At 37.2% G+C, this 20,383-nt stretch carries 28 protein-coding genes and 3 pseudogenes; 29 read left to right on the top strand and 2 right to left on the bottom strand.

The genetic code is table 11. The features are described 5' to 3' along the window. Positions 1 to 16 precede the first annotated feature (16 nt). From R8749_RS09225 to msrA, 4 genes and pseudogenes are all read left to right on the top strand, one after another. Positions 17 to 2,083: pseudogene (locus R8749_RS09225) on the top strand (LTA synthase family protein); the annotation flags it as partial. A 502-nt stretch (positions 2,084 to 2,585) separates the two neighbouring features. Then, positions 2,586 to 3,449: a methyltransferase domain-containing protein gene (locus R8749_RS09220; protein ID WP_317696245.1), complete on the top strand. Its 864-nt coding sequence runs from the start codon at positions 2,586 to 2,588 to the stop codon at positions 3,447 to 3,449. Beyond that, positions 3,419 to 3,868 (top strand): peptide-methionine (R)-S-oxide reductase MsrB, encoded by a 450-nt coding sequence (gene msrB, locus R8749_RS09215; RefSeq protein ID WP_317696243.1) that lies wholly within the window; start codon positions 3,419 to 3,421, stop codon positions 3,866 to 3,868. The genes R8749_RS09220 and msrB overlap by 31 nt, the downstream gene beginning before the upstream one ends. Continuing rightward, complete coding sequence (gene msrA / locus R8749_RS09210) at positions 3,868 to 4,401, top strand: peptide-methionine (S)-S-oxide reductase MsrA (RefSeq protein ID WP_317696241.1); 534 nt, start codon at positions 3,868 to 3,870, stop codon at positions 4,399 to 4,401. The genes msrB and msrA overlap by 1 nt, the downstream gene beginning before the upstream one ends. Here msrA and R8749_RS09205 read toward each other — a convergent pair. After that, positions 4,390 to 5,250 (bottom strand): LysR family transcriptional regulator, encoded by an 861-nt coding sequence (locus R8749_RS09205; RefSeq protein WP_317696239.1) that lies wholly within the window; start codon positions 5,248 to 5,250, stop codon positions 4,390 to 4,392. The two genes, msrA and R8749_RS09205, sit on opposite strands and share 12 nt — an antisense overlap. A gap of 97 nt (positions 5,251 to 5,347) precedes the next feature. Between R8749_RS09205 and R8749_RS09200 the strand changes: the two genes are divergently transcribed. The 5 genes and pseudogenes from R8749_RS09200 (at position 5,348) to R8749_RS09180 (ending at position 10,871) form a co-directional block, all read left to right on the top strand. Next, on the top strand, positions 5,348 to 6,976 hold the full coding sequence (locus R8749_RS09200) for a malolactic enzyme (RefSeq protein WP_317696238.1): 1,629 nt from the start codon (positions 5,348 to 5,350) through the stop codon (positions 6,974 to 6,976). Between the two features lie 17 nt (positions 6,977 to 6,993). Beyond that, positions 6,994 to 7,959 carry an AEC family transporter gene (locus R8749_RS09195; RefSeq protein ID WP_317696236.1) on the top strand — a complete coding sequence of 322 codons (966 nt, stop codon included), beginning with the start codon at positions 6,994 to 6,996 and terminating at the stop codon, positions 7,957 to 7,959. Positions 7,960 to 8,084: 125 nt separating this feature from the next. Next, positions 8,085 to 9,062: a 3-deoxy-7-phosphoheptulonate synthase gene (gene aroF, locus R8749_RS09190; protein ID WP_317696234.1), complete on the top strand. Its 978-nt coding sequence runs from the start codon at positions 8,085 to 8,087 to the stop codon at positions 9,060 to 9,062. Then, positions 9,059 to 10,128: pseudogene (aroB, locus tag R8749_RS09185) on the top strand (3-dehydroquinate synthase). The gene aroF and the pseudogene aroB overlap by 4 nt, the downstream one beginning before the upstream one ends. Positions 10,129 to 10,193: 65 nt before the next feature. Continuing rightward, entirely contained in the window at positions 10,194 to 10,871 is a 678-nt protein-coding gene (locus R8749_RS09180) for a shikimate kinase (protein WP_317696231.1), read from the top strand. Positions 10,872 to 10,880: 9 nt separating this feature from the next. Here the strand turns inward: R8749_RS09180 and R8749_RS09175 are convergent, their stop codons facing one another. After that, on the bottom strand, positions 10,881 to 11,390 hold the full coding sequence (locus R8749_RS09175) for an O-acetyl-ADP-ribose deacetylase (RefSeq protein WP_317696229.1): 510 nt from the start codon (positions 11,388 to 11,390) through the stop codon (positions 10,881 to 10,883). 262 nt (positions 11,391 to 11,652) lie between these two features. On the opposite strand from R8749_RS09175, the gene rpsJ reads away from it, so the two are divergent. From rpsJ to rpmD, 20 genes and pseudogenes are all read left to right on the top strand, one after another. Beyond that, the gene (rpsJ, locus tag R8749_RS09170) at positions 11,653 to 11,961 is read left to right on the top strand and encodes a 30S ribosomal protein S10 (RefSeq protein ID WP_317696226.1); all 309 of its coding nucleotides are present in this window, start codon (positions 11,653 to 11,655) and stop codon (positions 11,959 to 11,961) included. Between the two features lie 13 nt (positions 11,962 to 11,974). Further along, positions 11,975 to 12,619: a 50S ribosomal protein L3 gene (rplC, locus tag R8749_RS09165; RefSeq protein WP_317696224.1), complete on the top strand. Its 645-nt coding sequence runs from the start codon at positions 11,975 to 11,977 to the stop codon at positions 12,617 to 12,619. Between the two features lie 14 nt (positions 12,620 to 12,633). Then, positions 12,634 to 13,260, top strand: coding sequence for a 50S ribosomal protein L4 (gene rplD, locus R8749_RS09160; RefSeq protein ID WP_317696222.1), 627 nt, complete (start codon positions 12,634 to 12,636; stop codon positions 13,258 to 13,260). Further along, the gene (gene rplW / locus R8749_RS09155) at positions 13,257 to 13,592 is read left to right on the top strand and encodes a 50S ribosomal protein L23 (protein WP_317696220.1); all 336 of its coding nucleotides are present in this window, start codon (positions 13,257 to 13,259) and stop codon (positions 13,590 to 13,592) included. The genes rplD and rplW overlap by 4 nt, the downstream gene beginning before the upstream one ends. A gap of 17 nt (positions 13,593 to 13,609) precedes the next feature. Then, entirely contained in the window at positions 13,610 to 14,443 is an 834-nt protein-coding gene (gene rplB, locus R8749_RS09150; RefSeq protein ID WP_317696218.1) for a 50S ribosomal protein L2, read from the top strand. Between the two features lie 16 nt (positions 14,444 to 14,459). After that, positions 14,460 to 14,741, top strand: coding sequence for a 30S ribosomal protein S19 (gene rpsS / locus R8749_RS09145; protein WP_317696216.1), 282 nt, complete (start codon positions 14,460 to 14,462; stop codon positions 14,739 to 14,741). Between the two features lie 11 nt (positions 14,742 to 14,752). Beyond that, positions 14,753 to 15,118, top strand: coding sequence for a 50S ribosomal protein L22 (rplV, locus tag R8749_RS09140; RefSeq protein WP_317696214.1), 366 nt, complete (start codon positions 14,753 to 14,755; stop codon positions 15,116 to 15,118). Positions 15,119 to 15,133: 15 nt separating this feature from the next. Further along, positions 15,134 to 15,898, top strand: a complete 765-nt coding sequence (gene rpsC / locus R8749_RS09135) for a 30S ribosomal protein S3 (protein ID WP_317696212.1) — start codon at positions 15,134 to 15,136, stop codon at positions 15,896 to 15,898. Between the two features lie 16 nt (positions 15,899 to 15,914). After that, positions 15,915 to 16,349, top strand: coding sequence for a 50S ribosomal protein L16 (rplP, locus tag R8749_RS09130; RefSeq protein ID WP_317696209.1), 435 nt, complete (start codon positions 15,915 to 15,917; stop codon positions 16,347 to 16,349). Beyond that, positions 16,349 to 16,546, top strand: a complete 198-nt coding sequence (rpmC, locus tag R8749_RS09125; protein ID WP_317696207.1) for a 50S ribosomal protein L29 — start codon at positions 16,349 to 16,351, stop codon at positions 16,544 to 16,546. Before rplP ends, rpmC begins: the two co-directional genes overlap by 1 nt. Then, a complete protein-coding gene (rpsQ, locus tag R8749_RS09120) occupies positions 16,546 to 16,815 on the top strand; it encodes a 30S ribosomal protein S17 (protein ID WP_317696205.1) in 270 nt (89 codons plus the stop codon). Before rpmC ends, rpsQ begins: the two co-directional genes overlap by 1 nt. A gap of 33 nt (positions 16,816 to 16,848) precedes the next feature. Further along, positions 16,849 to 17,216, top strand: a pseudogene (rplN, locus tag R8749_RS09115) (50S ribosomal protein L14). Positions 17,217 to 17,239: 23 nt separating this feature from the next. Further along, positions 17,240 to 17,560 (top strand): 50S ribosomal protein L24, encoded by a 321-nt coding sequence (gene rplX / locus R8749_RS09110; RefSeq protein ID WP_317696203.1) that lies wholly within the window; start codon positions 17,240 to 17,242, stop codon positions 17,558 to 17,560. Between the two features lie 16 nt (positions 17,561 to 17,576). Continuing rightward, positions 17,577 to 18,119 (top strand): 50S ribosomal protein L5, encoded by a 543-nt coding sequence (gene rplE, locus R8749_RS09105; RefSeq protein ID WP_317696201.1) that lies wholly within the window; start codon positions 17,577 to 17,579, stop codon positions 18,117 to 18,119. 25 nt (positions 18,120 to 18,144) lie between these two features. Then, a complete protein-coding gene (locus R8749_RS09100; protein WP_317696199.1) occupies positions 18,145 to 18,330 on the top strand; it encodes a type Z 30S ribosomal protein S14 in 186 nt (61 codons plus the stop codon). Positions 18,331 to 18,348: 18 nt separating this feature from the next. Next, on the top strand, positions 18,349 to 18,747 hold the full coding sequence (rpsH, locus tag R8749_RS09095; RefSeq protein WP_317696197.1) for a 30S ribosomal protein S8: 399 nt from the start codon (positions 18,349 to 18,351) through the stop codon (positions 18,745 to 18,747). Between the two features lie 14 nt (positions 18,748 to 18,761). Next, positions 18,762 to 19,292: a 50S ribosomal protein L6 gene (rplF, locus tag R8749_RS09090; RefSeq protein ID WP_317696194.1), complete on the top strand. Its 531-nt coding sequence runs from the start codon at positions 18,762 to 18,764 to the stop codon at positions 19,290 to 19,292. Positions 19,293 to 19,297: 5 nt separating this feature from the next. Beyond that, complete coding sequence (gene rplR, locus R8749_RS09085) at positions 19,298 to 19,657, top strand: 50S ribosomal protein L18 (RefSeq protein ID WP_317696192.1); 360 nt, start codon at positions 19,298 to 19,300, stop codon at positions 19,655 to 19,657. A 24-nt stretch (positions 19,658 to 19,681) separates the two neighbouring features. Continuing rightward, entirely contained in the window at positions 19,682 to 20,176 is a 495-nt protein-coding gene (gene rpsE, locus R8749_RS09080) for a 30S ribosomal protein S5 (protein WP_317696189.1), read from the top strand. A gap of 10 nt (positions 20,177 to 20,186) precedes the next feature. Then, positions 20,187 to 20,372: a 50S ribosomal protein L30 gene (rpmD, locus tag R8749_RS09075; protein WP_317696186.1), complete on the top strand. Its 186-nt coding sequence runs from the start codon at positions 20,187 to 20,189 to the stop codon at positions 20,370 to 20,372. The last annotated feature ends 11 nt before the right edge of the window (positions 20,373 to 20,383 follow it).

Below are 20,383 nucleotides of genomic sequence, written 5' to 3'. Positions count from 1 at the left end.
TCTTTGGAGTTATGAATTGAATTTAACGTTAAAGAAATTGAAGACCTTTTTCTTTGAAAAAAGAATAGGCTTTTATTTTCTTGCAGTGATTCTTTATGTACTTAAGACAGATCTGGCGTATCTAACCAAATTTAGTTTAGGTGCCCAGAGCCTTTATCAACAAATAATAATGTTGTTAAACCCAATTGCCACCGCAATGCTGCTGCTGGGAATTGGGTTGCTTTTTAAAGGTCGAAAGTCTTATTACATAATGTTGTTTATTGATTTTTTGATGACAACACTAATGTTTGCTAATATCCTTTATTATCGAGAATTTTCTGACTTTTTAACAATTGAACTTGTAAGTAGAAGTTCTCAGAATTCTGGGGGATTGGGCGGCAGTATTGCAGGAATTTTTAAGCTGACAGACCTTTTTGTATATCTTGACATAGTACTTTTAATCGTTTTAATTGCGGTGAAAGTCATTAAATTGAATCCAGCACCAATTGGAAGACGAAAACCATTTACTTATATAGTAATTTCTTTTTCAATTTTTTGTGCTAATTTATCAATGGCTTACAGTGACCGTTCAGGGCTTTTGACGAGAACATTTGATAACAATTATATTGTCAAATACTTGGGATTAAATTTTTTTACTGGCTATAATACTTTTCGAGCTCAAGAAACAAATGCTGTTCGTTCAAAAGCAAATGCCAGCGATTTAACCAGTGTAACTCAATATATTGATCAGCATCGAGTTCCAGTAAATCCTCAGTATTTTGGCAAAGCCAAAGGGAAAAATGTGATTATTTTTCATTTGGAAAGTTTTCAGCAGTTTCTGATTGACTTCAAATACGAGGGTAAGGTTATTACTCCAAATATAAATGCATTGTTTCATAATCCAAATTCAATTAGTTTTGATAATTTCTTTAATCAAATTGGTGAAGGAAAAACTAGTGATGCAGAAATGATGATGGAAAATTCTCTCTTTGGTTTACCGGCAGGGTCTGCGATGCTGCAGTATGGAGGGGAGAATACTTTCAACGCTGCACCTGATATTCTTTCAAATCATAACTATAAATCTGCTGTATTTCACGGGGGTGCAGGGAGTTTTTGGAATCGAGATGCAACTTATAAATCATGGGGTTACGATGCATTTATGAGCCTTCATTCTTATCCTAATAAAAAAGGATATTATCATGAGTACGGGATTAAGGATAAAATCTTTCTTAAGACTACGGCACCTTATTTAGAACAGCTGCCCCAACCGTTTTATTCTAAGATCATTACGGTATCTAATCATTATGCTTTTGATTTTGATAAAGAAGATTTAACGATTGATAAGAGTGATACCGGGGATAAAACAGTTGATGGTTATATTCAAACTGCTCATTACTTAGATGAAGCAGTCGGAGAATTCATGAATTGGTTCCATTCTAGCGGTTTAAGTAAGAATACAATGATTGTTTTTTATGGCGATCATTTTGGAATTTCTGACAATCACAAACCGGCAATTCGTAAATTATTAGACCGCAAGCATTTTGGTGAATTTGATGATGTTCAATTTCAAAGAGTTCCCTTAATCGTTTATATGCCAGGTTTAAAAGGAAAAATTGATCATACTTATGGCGGTGAAATCGACTTTCTGCCGACCCTGCTCGATCTAATGGGGATTGATAACACTAAGACACTTCAATTTGGACAAGATTTATTATCTGGCAAAAGCAATCAAGTAGTTGCGATGCGTAATGGCAATTTTGTAACACCAAAATACACCAAGGCTAAAGGCAAGTATTATTTAACCAAGAATGGTAAACATATTGCCAGTGAGGATGAGGACGCAAATGAAAAAGAAGAATTATCCAATTTAACAAATGCAGTAACGACTCAGCTTAGTCTTTCTGATCGTGTTATTCAACGAGATCTCTTGCGGTTTTATAAAACACCTAATTTGAAAAAAGTTGACCGCTCAAAGTATTCTTATACAAAAAATGCAACTGAAAAAACGTTCGATCAATTTTCGGAGTCTCCGCAAACTTATGAAAATCAACGGCAAAAATTAGGAATCGCTGACCCAAACTATATTACCGATGCACCAGAATTAATTACTAAAAGCGAGCGACCTAATAATCGCTTAGCTGCAGTTTCAGCCGCAGGATTAAAACCTGACGCCAAGAAGAAGGTAGTAAATGACTTTAATGCTTGGTTTGGTCAACAAGCAGGAACTAATAAGTTAGGATTAATGACTTTTAAACCATTAAACGTTAACGATAATTCTTTTTATCAGACGTCATTTGGTAAGATCGGCAACAATAAAGATTATCCAATTCATCCGTTAGAGAATCCGTTGATTCTATATCATTCTAAATCAGGGAAAACAGGGTTATTAAATGAATCCAATCAAAACGATATTGATTTTAATAAGCCGTTTACAATGTATTTGATTGCAGACGACGGGAATGTTTATGAAGCAAACATTTTTAAGGATACTTTCCCGGGAGTATACAACGGATTGGCAACTAATGAGACTCAAATGGTTTACTATACGCCGTTACCACATACTAGCAGTATGTTCTTGAAACTACATGAATTGATTGAAAGTAATCATGACAAAGACTAAAAAAATTGAACAAATGCGGTTTTTTTTATCCGAACAAATGCAACTTTTTCGCTGTCCTAAATGTCATAAGAGCTTTGTCCAAGTTGAAAAGAATTCATTTAAGTGTGAGCTTGGACATACCTTTGACATTTCTCGTAAGGGCAGTGTTTTTTTTCTGATTGGCAAAGCTCCGGATGATTATTCAAAGAATCTTTTTGACAGCAGAAGAACTGTAATTCAGCATGGAATCTTTGATCCGGTAATTGATTATTTAAGCAAAAAAATTAATAATTCTGGCTTAGTAGTTGACGCAGGTAGTGGGGAAGGCAGTATCACTGAATTGCTCGCTCATAAAATTAATAATCAATTACTTGGTTTTGATATTTCAAAAAATGGTGTTGATTTAGCAGTGAGCGGGAAAACTCAATCCAATTTGCACTACTTTGTAGGGGATCTAAGTAATATTCCATTAGCCGACCATAGCGTCAGGGCAATTATTAATTTTCTGTCCCCTGCAAATTATGGAGAGTTTGGGAGAATTTTAGAATCGGATGGCGTAGTATATAAAATAATCCCAAATGCTAATTATTTAGTTGAATTACGTCATTTAAAATATCAAACTAATCAAAAACACTTTAATTATAGTAATGAAAATGTTGTAAATTTATTTAAAGAAAATTTTGCATCAGTTGAAAGTAAAAAATTCTCCTATAAAGTAGCAGTAAAAGAAATTAGTTCTGAATTAATGGCAATGACACCTCTAATGTGGGATGCTGAATTAAGAACTGATTTTGAAATAGATCAAATTACAGTTGACTTAACGGTCCTAGGAGGTAAGCAATGGACGAAAAAGAAAAAGCTGAAAGATTAAAAGACTTATCATCTGAAGAGTTGGCAGTTACTCAACATGCTGCAACTGAAAGACCCTTCAGTGGAAAATATGATGATTTTTATAAAGATGGAATTTATGTTGACGTAGTGAGCGGTGAGCCATTATTTTCATCAACAGATAAATATGATGCCGGATGTGGATGGCCTTCTTTTACTAGACCAATCAATAAATCAGTTCTTGAAGAACATCGTGACCAGTCATTTGGCATGGAGCGGGTAGAAGTTAGAAGTAAGGATGCAGATTCGCATCTAGGACATGTTTTTACAGATGGTCCCGCGCAAGTTGGAGGTCTAAGATACTGTATTAATTCAGCTGCTTTACGTTTTATTCCCTTTGACCAGTTGGATCAACAGGGATACGGAGAATATAAAGTTTTATTTTCTAAAGGAGGTAAGTAATGGCAGAAGATACGGCAATATTTGCGGGCGGATGTTTTTGGTGTATGGTAGAGCCTTTTGATACCAGACCCGGAATTAAAAAAGTTGTTTCAGGCTACACAGGAGGACACGTCGAAAATCCTACCTATGAAGAGGTGTGCAGCCATACGACAGGACATACAGAAGCCGTTCAAATTACTTTTGATCCAACAATAATTTCTTACAAGGAATTGGTTGATATTTACTGGCAGCAGACCGATCCGACTGATGCAATGGGTCAGTTTCAAGACCGAGGAGACAGCTATCGCCCAGTGATTTTTGTTAATAGTCCTGTTCAGCGCAAGATTGCTGAAGCTTCCAAAAATGTGTTAAGCGAATCTGGCAAGTTTTCTGATCCCATTGTGACTCAGATTGAAGATGCGAAGCCCTTTTATCCGGCTGAGGAGTATCACCAGGACTTTTACAAAAAAGATCCTCTTCGACATGAAATGGAAGAGGCTGGTGGAAGAGAACAGTTTAAACGTAAATATTGGGAAAATAGTTCATTCAAATAATTTTAGAAAAGATTCTAGGTGAGGATTGGGATATTTTCGGGCGCGGGAAACTAAATTAGTGTAGAAAAGTATATTTTGAGCTTCCGTTAATTCTAAAGGAACTAGCTCCTTTTCTTGACCAGCTAGAGCAGCTTCTGTTAAAAAGCTAATTCCGCTGTTATTTTTAACTAAAGTTAAAATAGTTTGAAAATTCGAAGTTCGAAAAATAATATTTGGATTGAATAAATGACGACTCATCAACTGAGCAAAAACCTGTTGATGGGTCGTTTCTTTATCTAATAAGATAAATTTTTCTTCTTTTAAATCATCAAATGAGACAGATTTCTTTTTAGCTAGTGGAGATTGATTACTGCAGATGATTTTGAAATGATGGCGAGTCAATATTTGAGACTCTAACTCGTTAACGGTAATTGGATTAACAGAGCCAATAAAAGAAGCATCTAGTTCACCATTTAATAAATCTCGAAAAGATTGTTGGGATTCACTAGAATGTACTTCTAACTTATTTAAATTCTTTTTGATAATCTTTAGATATTTACTCTGATTTAAAAGGTAATTCGTAATAATCGGCGGAAGACCGATTTTTATTTTGGGAGAAAGAATATCGTCAATATCCTTGTCCAATAACTGCATTTCAAAAGAAATCTTTTGCGTGTGTTCATAAAATTGTTGACCAGCTAGAGTTAAATTCATGGTTTCCCGCTCAATTAATGTAGCTCCGATTTGGTCTTCAAGCCGCTTAATTGTATAAGAAATAGTTGGCTGAGTAACTTGAAAATAACGCGCAGTCTGAGAATAATTTCTTAATTCGACTAATTTATTAAAGTACTCTAAATCACGAAAATTCATTTTCACCTATAAATTATTTTTATTAAAAGTGGTGCTTTTGACTATTCCAATTTATGGAGATTATTATACATGATGTTTAAATTCATGGAGGAATAAAATGGAAAAAGTGAGTCAAGAATTAATGAATGATCCTTTTTTAAATCACGGGACCGGTTTTACAGAAGAAGAGCGAAAAGAGCTGGGGCTCGAAGGTCTTTTGCCACCGACAGTTCAGACTTTGGACCAGCAAACAGAAATCACTTATGAACAATATCAGAGTAAACAAACAAATTTAGAAAAACGAATTTTCTTAATGAACATTTTCAATACTAATCGAGTTTTGTTCTACCGCCTTTTTAGTCAGCACATTATGGAATTTATGCCGATTGTATATGATCCAACAATCGCTGAATCAATCGAAAATTATAGTCATTTATTCGTTAACCCTCAAAATGCCGCATTCTTATCGATTGATAATCAGGATCAAATCGAAAGTGTTTTAAAAAATGCATCAGCTGGAAGAGATATCAAACTAATTGTTGTAACAGACGGCGAGGCTATTCTGGGTATTGGTGACTGGGGCACCCAAGGTGTTGATATTGCTGTCGGTAAACTAATGGTTTATACGGCAGCAGCGGGAATTGATCCCGCTCAAGTTTTACCAGTTGTTTTAGACGCAGGGACTAATAATCAAAATCTATTAGATGATCCTTTATATTTAGGCTTACATCACAACAGAATTAAAGGAGATCAATATTACCAGTTTGTTGATCGCTTCGTAGAAACGGCAGAAAAATTATTTTCTGGCATGTATCTTCACTTTGAAGATTTTGGCCGTGATAATGCCGCAGTGATTCTAAATAAGTATAAAGAAAAGATTCTAACCTTTAATGATGATATTCAAGGAACCGGGATTATCGTTTTATCAGGAATTCTGGGAGCTCTTAACATCAGTGGTCAAAAATTAGCCGATCAAAAATATCTTTGTTTTGGTGCAGGAACTGCCGGGACAGGCATTGTAAAACAAATTTATTCAGAAATGATTCAAGAAGGTCTTAGTGAAGATGAGGCAAAATCACGATTTTATTTAGTGGATAAGCAAGGCTTATTGTTTGATGACACACCCGATTTAACTCCTGAACAAAAAGAATTTACCAGAAAACGCAGTGAATTTGATAACGCTGATGATCTGACTAATTTAGCTGCAGCAGTTAAAGCAGTCCAGCCGACAATCATGGTTGGCACTTCTACTCAGCCGGGAACGTTTACCAAAGAAATTATTACTGAAATGGCAGCTCATACGGACCGCCCAATTATTTTCCCATTATCTAATCCAACTAAATTAGCCGAAGCAAAAGCTGAAGATTTAATTGAATGGACTGAAGGCCGAGCATTAGTAGCAACGGGGATTCCCTCAGATCCGATTGAATACCAAGGAGTTACCTATGAAATTGGTCAAGCAAACAATGCTTTAGTGTATCCAGGTCTTGGTCTTGGAGCAATTTCCGCTGATTCCAAGGTTTTAAGCGACAGTATGATTAGTGTGGCTGCCCATTCTTTAGGAGGGATTGTCGATTTCACAAAACCAGGGGCTGCAGTATTACCGCCAGTTTCTAAATTAAATATCTTTTCTCAGACTGTAGCAGAAAACGTCTGTGATCAAGCAATTAAAGAAGGACTCAGCCAAAATAATGTTACTAATGGGCACGATGCAGTAACAGCTATTAAGTGGGAAGCAAAATATTAGATTGGGGGCATAATTAAATGCAGGCGTTTATTACATCGTTACAAAGTGTGGCAGAGATTGTCATCGTTATTGCTCTAGGATATTGGCTTAGAACATCTGGCAAAGTAGGAGATCAATTTAAAGGAAATATTTCATTTTTGATCATGAATATTGCTTTACCGGCTTCGATTTTTGTTTCAGTTTTAAAATATCTTACCCGTAATAAATTAGTCGGTTTAACCGGAGGACTTGTTTATGCTTTTGCGAGTTTTGCAGCAAGTTACTTACTGGCATGGATTTTATCAAAAGTTTTAAAAATAAAAAAAGGACGGCGGGGCACATTCATTAACATGTTTGCTAATGCAAATACAATTTTTATTGGATTGCCTTTAAACTTAGCGCTTTTTGGTCAAAAGAGTCTGCCTTACTTTTTAGTCTACTATGTGGTCAATACAGTTTCGACCTGGGCGATTGGCGTTTTCTTTATCTCAGCTGATGATCCGACAGTCGAAAATGGTACGAAAAAAGAATTCAATTGGAAAAAGTTACTTCCCGCACCCTTAGTTGGATTCTTAGTTTCATTAATTTTCTTATTGCTAGCGATTCCAATTCCCGGATGGATTACTGAAACATTAAGTATGGTTGGAGGAATCGTAACTCCGATGTCATTAATTTATATCGGAATTATACTGGCAGATGCAGGACTAAGATCAATTCGCTTTGATCGAGATACAGTTTGGGCCTTGCTCGGACGTTTTGTTTTTGCTCCCGCGTTCATGATTATTTTTATCCTAATCGGTGCAAAAATGGGCGGACAAATGCCAAATGTTGAACAAAGTACGTTAGTTATTCAAGCAGCTACTCCCGGCTTAGCAGTTCTGCCGATTCTTGTAGGTCAATCGCATGGCGATGTGAAATATGCGACCAATGTAGTGACAACAAGTACAGTTTTGTTTGTAGTCGTGGTTCCCGTCTTAATACAAGTTATCAATTTAGTGTTTTAAAGAATGTCTCACAATTAATAATTGTGGGACTTTTTGTTTTAACTTGATAAATCATTTATCGTCTGATCTGGTACAATTTTCATAACAGTAAAATTCGAGCCAAAATCTAAAAAGGAGCCATAATCATGATTATTAAATTTAAAAACGCTCAGCAGGCTGAACGATCTGCTGAGCGTGCTCAAAAGTCTGGTCATCAAGTTGCCGTTAATAAGGAAATAGTAGCTTTTATGGATTTTTCAAGTCCTAGTGATTTAGCAAAACTAAATCACGATGATTTTGATCAGGTGTGGCAGCAACATCCAAGTTATATTAAATCTTCGCGGATTTTTCACCCGGACGATACGATTATCAGAACTAAGCACAGTGTAATTGGGGGAAATCATTTTACTTTAATAGCAGGACCGGATTCAATTGAATCTGAGGAACATATTTTGAAAATGGGCCAGGCGGTTAAAGAGGCAGGAGCAACTATTTTACGTGGAGGGTCGTTTAAACCTCGGACGTCGCCTTATACTTTTCAAGGCTTAGGAGAAAAGGGGCTTAAATATCATCGAGCGGCTGCTGATAAGCTAAATATGGATATGGTAACTGAGATCATGGACACCCGTGATCTTGAATTAGTAGATCGTTATACGGATATTTTCCAAGTAGGAGCTCGGAATATGCAGAATTTCTCGCTGTTAAAAGCTCTGGGAGAAAAAAGAAAACCGGTCCTTTTAAAACGAGGCATGTCAGCAACAATTGACGATTTATTAAACGCTGCTGAGTACATTGCTGCTGGTGGTAATGACAAAATCGTATTAGTGGAGCGTGGCATTAGAACTTTTGATAACAAATACACGCGCAACACTTTTGATGTCGGAGCAATCCCGGTTCTTAAAGATTTAACTCATTATCCAATAATTGGCGATCCATCTCATGCAGCCGGTTTTAGTGAATATGTAACGCCCATTGGCTTAGCAGCGGTTGCCGCTGGAGCGCAAGGATTAATTGTCGAAATTCACGATCAGCCAGATAAAGCCTTTGTTGATGGACGGCAGGCATTAACACCAACTCAATATAAAAAATTAGCTGAACAATCGATTAAAATTTTTGAGTTATGATAATTTCAGTTAAACTAGTTAATCATGAATACAATGTAATAATTGAGCCAGATTCAGCCAAAAAGATTGGGCAATTTGTGCAAAATGTTTGGAATTTTTGGAATTATCGTAAAATTGCAATTATAACTGATGATAACGTAGCACCGCTTTATCTTAATAACGTGTCAGACCAATTGACTGCGGTCGGTTTTAATTGCTTAAAATTAATTGTGAAACACGGAGAAGAAGCAAAGTCGCTTAATAGCGTTGCGATGCTGATAAAACAAATGGCATCAGCAGGTTTTACACGTGATGACGGAGTTGTAGCGCTAGGCGGTGGAGTGATTGGGGATCTGGCGGGTTTAACAGCAAGTCTTTATATGAGAGGCATTTCATATCTTAAGATTGCGACTTCTTTAACGGCACAAGTTGATTCAAGTGTTGGCGGAAAGACAGCAGTTGATCTCGCTGGGATTAAAAACGTTATAGGAACATTTTATCAACCTGATTTAGTGATTGTTGATCCTAATTATCTTTTAACTTTAGATGATCGTAACCTAGTAGAAGGTTATGCAGAAGTCGTCAAAACTAGTGTTTTAGCGGGGCCTGATTTTTTTGCGATGACGGGGACAATTAAAACAATTGCTAATTTGAAATTACAATGCGAAAAATTAATTGAACGCTCGATTTCTTATAAAGCTAATATCGTGATGGCTGACGAAAAAGAAGCTGGAATCCGACAATTTTTAAATTTTGGTCATACCTTTGGTCATCCGATTGAATCATTAAATCACGGTTTGATGAGACACGGTGAGGCAGTTAGTATTGGAATGATCGCAGTCACGAAGATGTTTGAAAAATTGGGCATTAGTCCGACAGGGTTAACCTTACAATTAAAAAAAGTTTAGAAGCAGTTGGTTTACCCGATTATTCACCATTTTTAGGAACACCTGAATTTTTTGAACTGCTAAAAAACGATAAAAAGAATCGAAGTGGAATTTTAAACTTAGTTGCAATTAAAGAGATTGGAGATCCGATCATTGTTCCGATGAAGATTTCAGAAATCCCATTTTTGATGACTGATTGAAGTTATCATCAATCACGATATTGAACATAGAATTTAGAAAAGGAAGTTAGGTAAGTCAATTTATAATGAATCAAAATCCGATTGTACTGATTGGTTTTATGGGTGTGGGGAAAACTTCGGTTGGAGCTTTTTTAGCTAAAAAAACTAAAGTTAACTTTTGCGATACTGATAAAATGATTACCAAAACCGAAGGTGCCACACCTGGTGAAATTTTTAATAAAAAAGGCGAGCCTTATTTTCGTCGAATTGAATCACAGATTTTAGAGCAGGCATTAAAAAATAATGGGGTTATTTCAACCGGCGGAGGAATTGTCGAAGTAAAGCGCAATATCCACTTACTTAAAAAAAGCAAGGCAACAATTGTTTATCTTTATGGAGATTTACCACACATCATGCATCGGCTTTTGCGCAATACTAAAAGACCGATCGTTGAAAGAAGCACTACTCGTCAATTGCATGATTTATGGGAACGTCGTAATCAGATGTATCGAGCAATTGCCGATATTGTTGTTGATTCTACTGATAAACGTAATAATGTGATTGCCGCAGAGGTTAACCTTGGAGTTGCGTTAAAAAATCGAAAAGAACTGACCAAGAAAGATATTGAAGATTCGTCTAAAATTCTAGCACTCGAAATCGAGATTGAGCGTTTGAATCATAAGAAACAAGATATTGAAAATCAACTTAGCACTCAACGCTTTATTAACGTAATAAAACGCGGTTCAAAACAACATCGAAGATAATTGATGCAACTATTTTTCTTTATCTTTAAGAGCCTTTTCATATGCTGTTTTTGTTACAGGATCAAAAGCGACAATGCGAATCTGTTTTATAAAATGGGCTTTAAATTCTTTAATTGATGAAATTGCGATCTGGGCAGCTTCATTTAAAGGAAAGTGATAGACACCAGTACTGATTGAGGGAAAATCGACAGAGGCACATTGATGTTTTTCTGCTTCTTTCAAACAATTTTTATAACTATTTCTAAGCAATTCTCTTTCATTACTATGACCACCGCGCCAAATTGGCCCAGGAGTGTGAATAATAAATTTGGCTGGAAGATTAAAACCAGGAGTAGTTTTAGCTTCACCGGTTTTGCAACCGTGTAGTTTTGCACAGGCCTCATCTAACTTCGGACCACTAGCGTGATGAATTGCTCCGTCGACGCCGCCACCGCCCATTAAAGTGGTGTTTGCGGCATTAACGATTGCGTCAACGGAACTTTTGGTAATATCACCTTGAATAATTTTAATTTTTATCATGATTCAAGTCCTTTTTTTAAAATCATAAATCAAAAGAAAAAAATTGAAAATAGAAATTAAAAAGTACTTGTCGGGCAAGGATTTATGCAGTATACTATTTAATTGTTATTTGAAACAAGGGATCTCTGTGCGCAAAATTGCGGATAGGACTCTTAAGCGATGACGCGAAATGTTGCAACACACCCGGCTGCATTGCCATTGCAGAGTGTGCTGGTTCTTTCGCCGAGCTAGTCAATACAAGAACTTTGACGAGGAGGAAAAAATGGCAAATCAAAAAATTAGAATTAGATTAAAGGCCTATGAGCACGGCATTCTTGATCAGTCCGCTGAAAAGATTGTTGAAACTGCTAAACGGACAGGCGCTAGTATTTCTGGCCCAATCCCGCTGCCGACAGAAAGATCTTTGTATACGGTCTTAACGTCCCCACATAAACATAAAGATTCACGGGAACAGTTTGAGATGCTTACTCATAAGAGACTAATCGATATTTTAAATCCAACACCAAAAACAGTTGATGCCCTGATGAAGTTAGATCTTCCAAGCGGCGTTGATATTGAAATCAAACTATAAAAGGAGGGTTCACATGGCAACTAAAGCAATACTTGGCCGAAAGATTGGTATGACACAAATCTTTGATGAGAATGGTGAACTGATCCCTGTTTCTGTTATCGATGTATCACCAAATACAGTGTTACAAGTTAAGACAATGGAACATGATGGTTATGATGCCGTTCAGCTTGGCACGGGAGAGAAACGTGATGTTCTCAGCAATAAGCCTGAACAAGGCCACGCAAAGAAGGCTCAATCTAAGCCGAAACGTTTCGTAAAAGAAATTCGTGGATTGGAATTGGGAGAAGATGAATTCGGATCTCAAGAATTAACTATCAAAGTTGACCAATTTGCAACTGGAGAATTAGTAGACGTGACTGGTACAAGTAAAGGTCATGGTTATCAGGGAAATATCAAGAAGGATAATCAATCTCGTGGACCTGAAACTCACGGTTCTCGTTATCACAGAATTCCTGGTTCAATGGGTGCAATCATAAATCGTGTTTTCCCAGGTAAAAAGTTACCGGGTAGAATGGGTAACCATACGGTCACAATGCAAAATCTAGTGATCGCGAAGATCGATGCTGAACGCAATTTACTTTTAATTAAAGGTAATGTTCCGGGAGCAAATAAATCATTCGTAACTGTTAAAAATGCCGTAAAAGCGGTCACTAAGTAAATTAAGGAGAAACAATGACGGAAATTACTTTATATCGTCAAGATGGTTCCGAAAATGGGAAAGTAACACTTAGTGATTCTATTTTTGGGATTGAACCAAATGAACATGTAGTTTTTGACGCAGTTGTAATGCAAAGAGCAAGCTTACGCCAAGGAAATTCTAACGTATTAAATCGTTCAGCAGTTTCTGGCGGTGGTAGAAAACCATGGCGTCAAAAAGGGACGGGTCGAGCACGTCAGGGCTCAATTCGTTCACCACAATGGAAAGGCGGAGGTGTTGTCTTTGGACCACATCCACGCAGTTATTCATATAAATTACCGAAGAAAGTTCGTCGTTTAGCACTTAAATCAGTTCTTTCTCAAAAGGTTAAAGATCAAGATTTGATCGTTGTTGAAGATTTGAATTTTGAGTCACCTAAAACAAAAGAATTTGTTGAATTTATGAAAAACATTAAGGCTGATGGCAATTCTGCTTTGATCGCTGTTGAATCAGAGAATGAAAATGCAGTTCTTTCTGGTCGTAATATTCAAAAAGTTCGCTTTGTAACTCCAACAGGAATTAATGTTTTAAACATTTTACAAGGCAAGAAATTGATCTTGACAAAGAAAGCTCTTGAGATCATTGAGGAGGTATTCGCATGAGTGATAATGCACATGACGTCATTAAGACACCAGTGATCACTGAAAAGGCCATGGATCTCATGGGTGAACGTAAATATACGTTTTTAGTTGCTCCAGGCTCTAATAAGATCCAAATCCGCCATGCAGTTGAAGAAATTTTTGATGTAAAAGTTAAAGAAGTAAATTTAATGAACATCCGTAAGAAGTTTCGTCGTTATGGCAAGTATAGCGGTTATAAAGCAGGCAAGCGGAAGGCAATCATTACTTTAACTGCTGACTCAAAAGAAATTCCAGTCTTGAACAACAATCAGGCATCTGATGAAAAACAAGACCAAAGTACTGATAAGAAATAAAGTAAAGGAGCAGATTATTGGGAATCATTAAGTATAAACCGACTACAAATGGTCGCCGGAATATGACTTCCTCAGACTTTGCTGAAATTACGAAAACGAAACCAGAAAAATCATTGGTTCAATCGAAAGCTAAAAAAGCTGGGCGTAATTCTCAAGGTCATATTACGGTACGTCATATTGGCGGAGGCCATAAGAGAAAATATCGGATTATTGATTTTAAACGACAAAAAGATGGCGTAGAGGCAACTGTCAAAGCGATTGAATATGATCCAAATCGAAGTGCTAATATCGCATTGCTTTTCTATGCCGATGGTATTAAAACATACATTTTAGCTCCAAAAGGACTAGAAGTAGGTCAAAAGATTGTTTCAGGCGAGAATGTTGATATTAAAGTCGGTAACGCCATGCCTCTTTCAAGCATTCCAGATGGTACTTTAATCCATAACATCGAATTGAAGCCTGGCAAAGGCGGACAATTGGTTCGCTCAGCAGGAACTTCAGCTCAGGTTTTAGGTAAAGAAGGAAATTATGTTTCTGTTCGTCTCCAATCGGGCGAAATGCGTAACATTTTAGCAAGAAACCGTGCAACAATTGGTGAAGTCGGAAATGAACAGCATGAGTTAATCAAGCTTGGAAAAGCTGGTCGTAAGCGTTGGATGGGAATTCGCCCAACTGTTCGTGGATCAGTTATGAACCCTAACGATCACCCACATGGTGGTGGTGAAGGTAAAGCTCCTATTGGACGTCCATCGCCAGTATCAATTTGGGGTAAGAAGACCTTAGGTAAGAAGACACGTAATACAAAAGCGAAATCAGAGAAATTCATTATTCGCCATCGGAATCATAAGTAGAGGAGATTAGGGTTATATGACTCGTAGTTTAAAAAAGGGTCCTTTTGCTGATGAACATTTGCTGAAAAAGGTTGATGCTCAAAAGGATCAAGAAAAGAAACAGATTATTAGGACTTGGTCTCGCCGTTCAACGATTTTTCCTTCGTTTATTGGATATACAATCGCTGTTTATGATGGCCGTAAACATGTCCCAGTTTATATTCAAGAAGACATGGTTGGACATAAGTTAGGCGAATTTGTACCAACTCGTACTTTTAAAGGACACTCTGGTGAAGATCGTAAAACAGGGAAGAAATAAAGGAGAAATTTATGGCTGATGATAAAGGTGAAGTAATTACTTCTGCTCGTGCGACAGCAAAAACGGTCCGAATTGCTCCACGCAAGGCAAGACTTGTTGTTGATTTAATCCGTGGCAAAAAAGTTGCTGAAGCATATGCAATTTTAAAATTTACCCCACGTGGTGCATCTCCAGTTGTATATAAAGTATTGCACTCTGCGGTAGCAAACGCGGTTAATAATTTTGACTTAGATGCTCAGGATCTTTATGTTTCAGAAGCGTTTGTTGATGAAGGTCCTACAATGAAACGCTTTAGACCAAGAGCCAAAGGCTCAGCGTCTGCAATTCATAAAAGAACTAGTCACATTACGTTGGTTGTTAAACAGAACGAAGAGTAAAGAGGAGAACGAAGTTTGGGTCAAAAGATTAATCCAATTGGATTTAGAGTTGGTGTTATCCGCGATTATGAAGACAAATGGTATGCAGAAAAAGATTTTGCTAAATATCTAATCGAGGATATCGAACTAAGAAAATATATTTTCAAACGTTTAGCAAGTGCTTCAGTTTCTCACGTTGAAATTGAAAGAGCATCAAATATGGTTAATGTTTTTATCCATACTGCTAAACCAGGAATGGTTATTGGTAAAGGCGGAAGTGAAGTTGAAATTTTACGTCATGACCTTTCTAATTTAACTAAAAGCACTGTCCATGTTAATATCGTGGAAATTAAGAAACCGGATCTTGATGCACATTTAGTTGGTGAAAGTATTGCTAGCCAATTGGAAGCCCGTATTGCATTTAGACGTGCTCAAAGGCAAGCAATGCAAAGAGTTATGAGAGCCGGAGCTTTGGGAGTTAAAACACAGATTTCAGGTCGTTTAAATGGTGCTGATATGGCTCGCCGTGAGAAACATTCACTTGGAAGTGTTCCACTGCATACTTTAAGAGCAGACATCGATTATTCATGGGATGAAGCAATTACTACTTACGGTAAATTAGGTGTTAAGACTTGGATTTACCGTGGTGAAGTATTGCCAGGTAAGCCAAGAGTTAACTTGGCTGAAGAAGGCCGTCCTCAAAGAGGAAACCAACGACGCGGCGGCAATCGTGGAAATAATCGAAATAATAATCGTAGTAATAATCGAAATAATAGACGATCTAACAATAACGGTCGTTAAAAAAGGAGTATTTTAAATGCTGGTACCTAAACGTGTAAAACACCGTCGTGAATTCCGCGGTAAAATGCGTGGTGAAGCTAAAGGCGGAAAAGAAATTGCATTTGGTGAATACGGAATTAAAGCTTTAGAGAATCACTGGATTACAAACCGCCAAATTGAAGCAGCCCGTATTGCAATGACTCGTTATATGAAACGTGGCGGTAAAGTTTGGATTAAGATTTTCCCACATAAGTCTTATACATCTAAAGGTGTAGGGGTTCGTATGGGTAATGGTAAAGGTGCTCCTGAAGGTTGGGTTGCAGTAGTAAAAAGAGAAAAGGTTCTTTTTGAAGTTGCTGGAGTCCCTGAAGAAGTAGCACGTGAAGCTTTGCGCTTGGCATCAAATAAATTGCCAATTAAGACAAAATTTGTGACTCGTGCGGAGACGACCGAAACGGATGGTGATAAATAGTGAAAGCAAGTGAGATAAGAAAACTTTCTACATCTGAGATGATTGCCAAGGAAAAAGAATATCGAACTGAATTATTCAATTTGAGATTTCAACAAGCAACTGGCAATGTCACAAACACCGCTCGCTTGAAGAAAGTCAAGAGAAACATTGCAAGAATTTTGACAATCTTAACAGAGCAAAAGAAAGGTGAAAGTTAATGACAGCTGAAGAGAGAAACAGTCGTAAAGTCTATCAAGGACAAGTTATTTCTGATAAGGGCGATAAGACGATCACTGTCGAGGTCGACACCAGAAAAACCCATCCGATTTATAAGAAATTAATCAAATATTCCAAGAAGTACTATGCTCATGATGAAAAGAATGAAGCTAAAGTTGGGGATATTGTTCGGATTATGGAAACTCGTCCGCTTTCAAAGACTAAAAGATTTCGTTTAGTTGAAATCGTTAAGAAAGCAGAAATTGTATAATACAGATTTCAGGCAGAAGAAGGAGAATAAATTTTGATTCAACAAGAAACTCGGCTTAAAGTAGCTGATAATTCTGGCGCTCGTGAACTTCTTGTAATCCAAGTTATGGGGGTTCTTACCGTAAGTATGGAAACGTTGGAGATATTGTAACAGCGACAGTAAAACAAGCTACGCCTGGAGGCGTTGTCAAGAAATCGGATGTTGTCAAAGCAGTTATCGTTCGTAGTGCATATGGTGTTCGACGGGCTGATGGTTCTTATATTAAATTTGATGACAATGCAGCAGTTATTATCAATGCTGATAAAAGTCCGAAAGGAACTCGTATTTTTGGACCAGTAGCTCGTGAGTTGCGTGATCATAATTTTATGAAAATCGTTTCTCTGGCGCCAGAAGTTCTATAAAGTGATCGTACGGAGGATATATTTTGTATTTGAAAAAGCTTGATAAGGTTCAAGTAGTACGCGGTAAGTCAGTTGATAAAGGCAAAGTCGGAACAATTAAAAAAGTTTTTAGAGACAAAAACCGGGTCATCGTTGAAGGCGTCAATATGGTTAAGAAACATGTGAAACCAAACAATACTGATACTCAAGGCGGTGTCATTGAAACTGAAGCACCAATTGATGCTTCAAACGTAATGCTGCTTGATCCAAAAACGAATAAGCCAACACGAATAGGAATTGAAGTTCGTGATGGTAAAAAAATTAGAATCGCCAAAAAATCTGGCGAAGCGATTGATAAGGCATAGGAAGGGGATTTAAGAGATGGAAAATCGGTTAAAGAAAAAATATGTTGAAGAAATTACCCCTTCATTGATCGAAAAGTTTAATTACAAATCTATTATGCAGGCACCATCGTTAGTTAAAATCGTAATTAATATGGGTGTTGGAGATGCTGTTTCGAATTCTCGGTTCTTAGATGAGGCAGTAAGTGAATTAAAACTTATTTCAGGTCAACAGCCTATTATCACAAAAGCAAAGCATTCAATTGCCGGCTTTAGATTACGTGAAGGAAATTCAATCGGAACAAAGGTTACACTTCGTGGTGAACGGATGTATGATTTCTTGGATAAGTTAATTAATGTTTCACTTCCACGAGTTCGTGATTTTCATGGAATTAGTGCTAAATCTTTTGATGGACGTGGAAATTACACTTTAGGTATTAAAGAACAATTAATTTTCCCAGAAATCAATTTTGATGATGTTAACAAAGTTAGAGGAATGGATATCGTTATCGTAACAACAGCAAATACTGATGAAGAAGCGCTTGAGCTTTTAACTCAGTTAGGCATGCCGTTTGCTAGATAACCAATGAAGAGAGGATAAAACAAACTTGGCTAAAAAGGCTTTAATAGAAAAAAATAAAAGACCTGCAAAGTTCTCAACTCAGAACTATACACGCTGTGCTCGTTGTGGTCGTCCGCACTCTGTATATCAGAAATTTCATCTTTGCCGGTTGTGTATTCGTGAATTGGCTCATAAAGGACAAATTCCTGGAATGCATAAAGCAAGTTGGTAAACGGAGGATCGAGGAGCAATGACATTAACTGACCCAATTGCAGATTATTTGACAAGAATTCGTAACGCTAATATGGTGAAACACGAATACTTGGATGTACCTGCATCAAAAATTAAAATTTCAATGTCAGACATTTTAAAGCGCGAAGGTTTTATTCGCGATTATGTTGTAAGTGAAGATAACAAGCAAGGAGTAATTCGTATTTTTCTTAAGTACGGATATGATAACGAAAGAGTTATATCTGGTTTGAAACGTATTTCAAAACCTGGATTAAGAACTTATGTATCATCCCATAATGTACCACGTGTTCTAAATGGTCTTGGGATTGCAATTTTATCAACTTCCGCTGGAGTATTGTCTGATAAAGAAGCACGTGCAAAAGAGGTAGGCGGCGAAGTGCTCGCCTACGTATGGTAAAAGGTGGTGTTTAGATGAGTCGTATAGGTTATAAAAAAGTTGTAATACCAGAAGGTGTTACAATGACCCAAGATGGAAACACCATTACAGTCAAAGGGCCAAAAGGGAGCATTTCGAGAGACTTTCGTCCAGAAATTACTATTAAGACTGAAGGAAACGAAGTTTCATTTGATCGAATTAGTGATCAATATAAAGCTCTCCATGGTACAACAAGGGCTCTTTTTGCCAATATGGTAGAAGGTGTGACCAAAGGGTATGAGAAACATCTTGATTTGGTCGGTGTAGGTTATCGTGCCCAAATGCAAGGAACAAAATTAGTATTAAACGTTGGATATTCTCATCCTGTTGAGATGGCTGCCCCAGAAGGGATCAAAATTGAAGTTCCTTCCAATACTGAGATTGTGATCTCTGGGATTAGCAAAGAATCTGTTGGTAAATTTGCTGCCGAAGTACGAGAAGTTCGTTCACCTGAACCTTACAAGGGTAAGGGAATCAGATATCATGATGAATACGTACGTCGTAAGGAAGGAAAGACAGGTAAGTAGTTAAGATGATTAAAAAAATTGATAAAAATAAAATTCGACTTAAACGTCATAGCCGGATGCGTTTCCATATCAACGGTACTGCTGAAAAGCCTCGCTTGAATGTATTTCGTTCCAATACGAATATTTATGCCCAAATCATCGATGATGACAAAGGAACAACTATTGTGAGTGCATCAAGCTTAGATAAAGACTTTGACCGTAAAGGTACTAAAGTTGAACAAGCAAAAGCTGTTGGTGAAATTCTAGGCAAACGCGCTCTTGATAAAAATATCAAGCAAGTTGTATTTGACCGTGGAGGATATGTGTATCATGGTCGCGTCATGGCTCTTGCTGATGGTGCAAGAGAAGCTGGTTTAGACTTTTAGGATTGATGAAGGAGAAAAACATTCATGGCAGATTTTGATACAAAAGAAAACGAACTGGAAGAAACAGTCGTTCAAATCAACCGAATTACAAAAGTTGTAAAAGGTGGTCGTAGACTTCGTTTTGCAGCAGTTGTTGTTGTTGGTGATAAGAGTGGACATGTTGGCTTCGGTACCGGTAAAGCACAGGAAGTTCCTGAAGCAATCCGTAAAGCCGCTGATGCAGCAAGAAAAAATATGATAACTGTACCTACTTCTGGAACAACAATTCCTCACGAAGTTAAAGGACATTATGGTTCTGGTCATATTTTACTAAAACCTGCTAGAGAGGGTTCTGGAATCTCTGCTGGGGGTGCTGTTCGTTCTGTCCTTGAGCTTGCTGGTGTTGGTGATATTACTAGTAAATCACAGGGTAGTAATACTCCGATTAACGTAATTCGCGCAACATTTGATGGTTTAAAGAGATTAAAGACCGCACAACAAACAGCAGACCTGCGTGGGATCTCTGTAGATTCGTTATAGGAGCGATAAAATGACAAAGATTAAAGTTACTCTTGAAAGAAGTGCATTACACCGAATTCCTGAACATCGGAAAATTGTTAAAGCACTTGGATTAGGTAGAGTTCACTCAACGTCGATCCTACCGAATAATGCCTCAATTAGAGGTGCAATTGATAAAGTTGCTTATTTAGTTTCAATTGAGGAAGTAAACGAGTAGAAAGGGAGCAA

It is taken from the genome of Xylocopilactobacillus apis (assembly GCF_033095965.1).
Classification (GTDB): Bacteria; Bacillota; Bacilli; order Lactobacillales; family Lactobacillaceae; genus Xylocopilactobacillus; species Xylocopilactobacillus apis.
The sequence above is the reverse complement of the archived record's forward strand: the minus strand, read 5'-3'. Positions and strand labels throughout refer to the sequence as shown.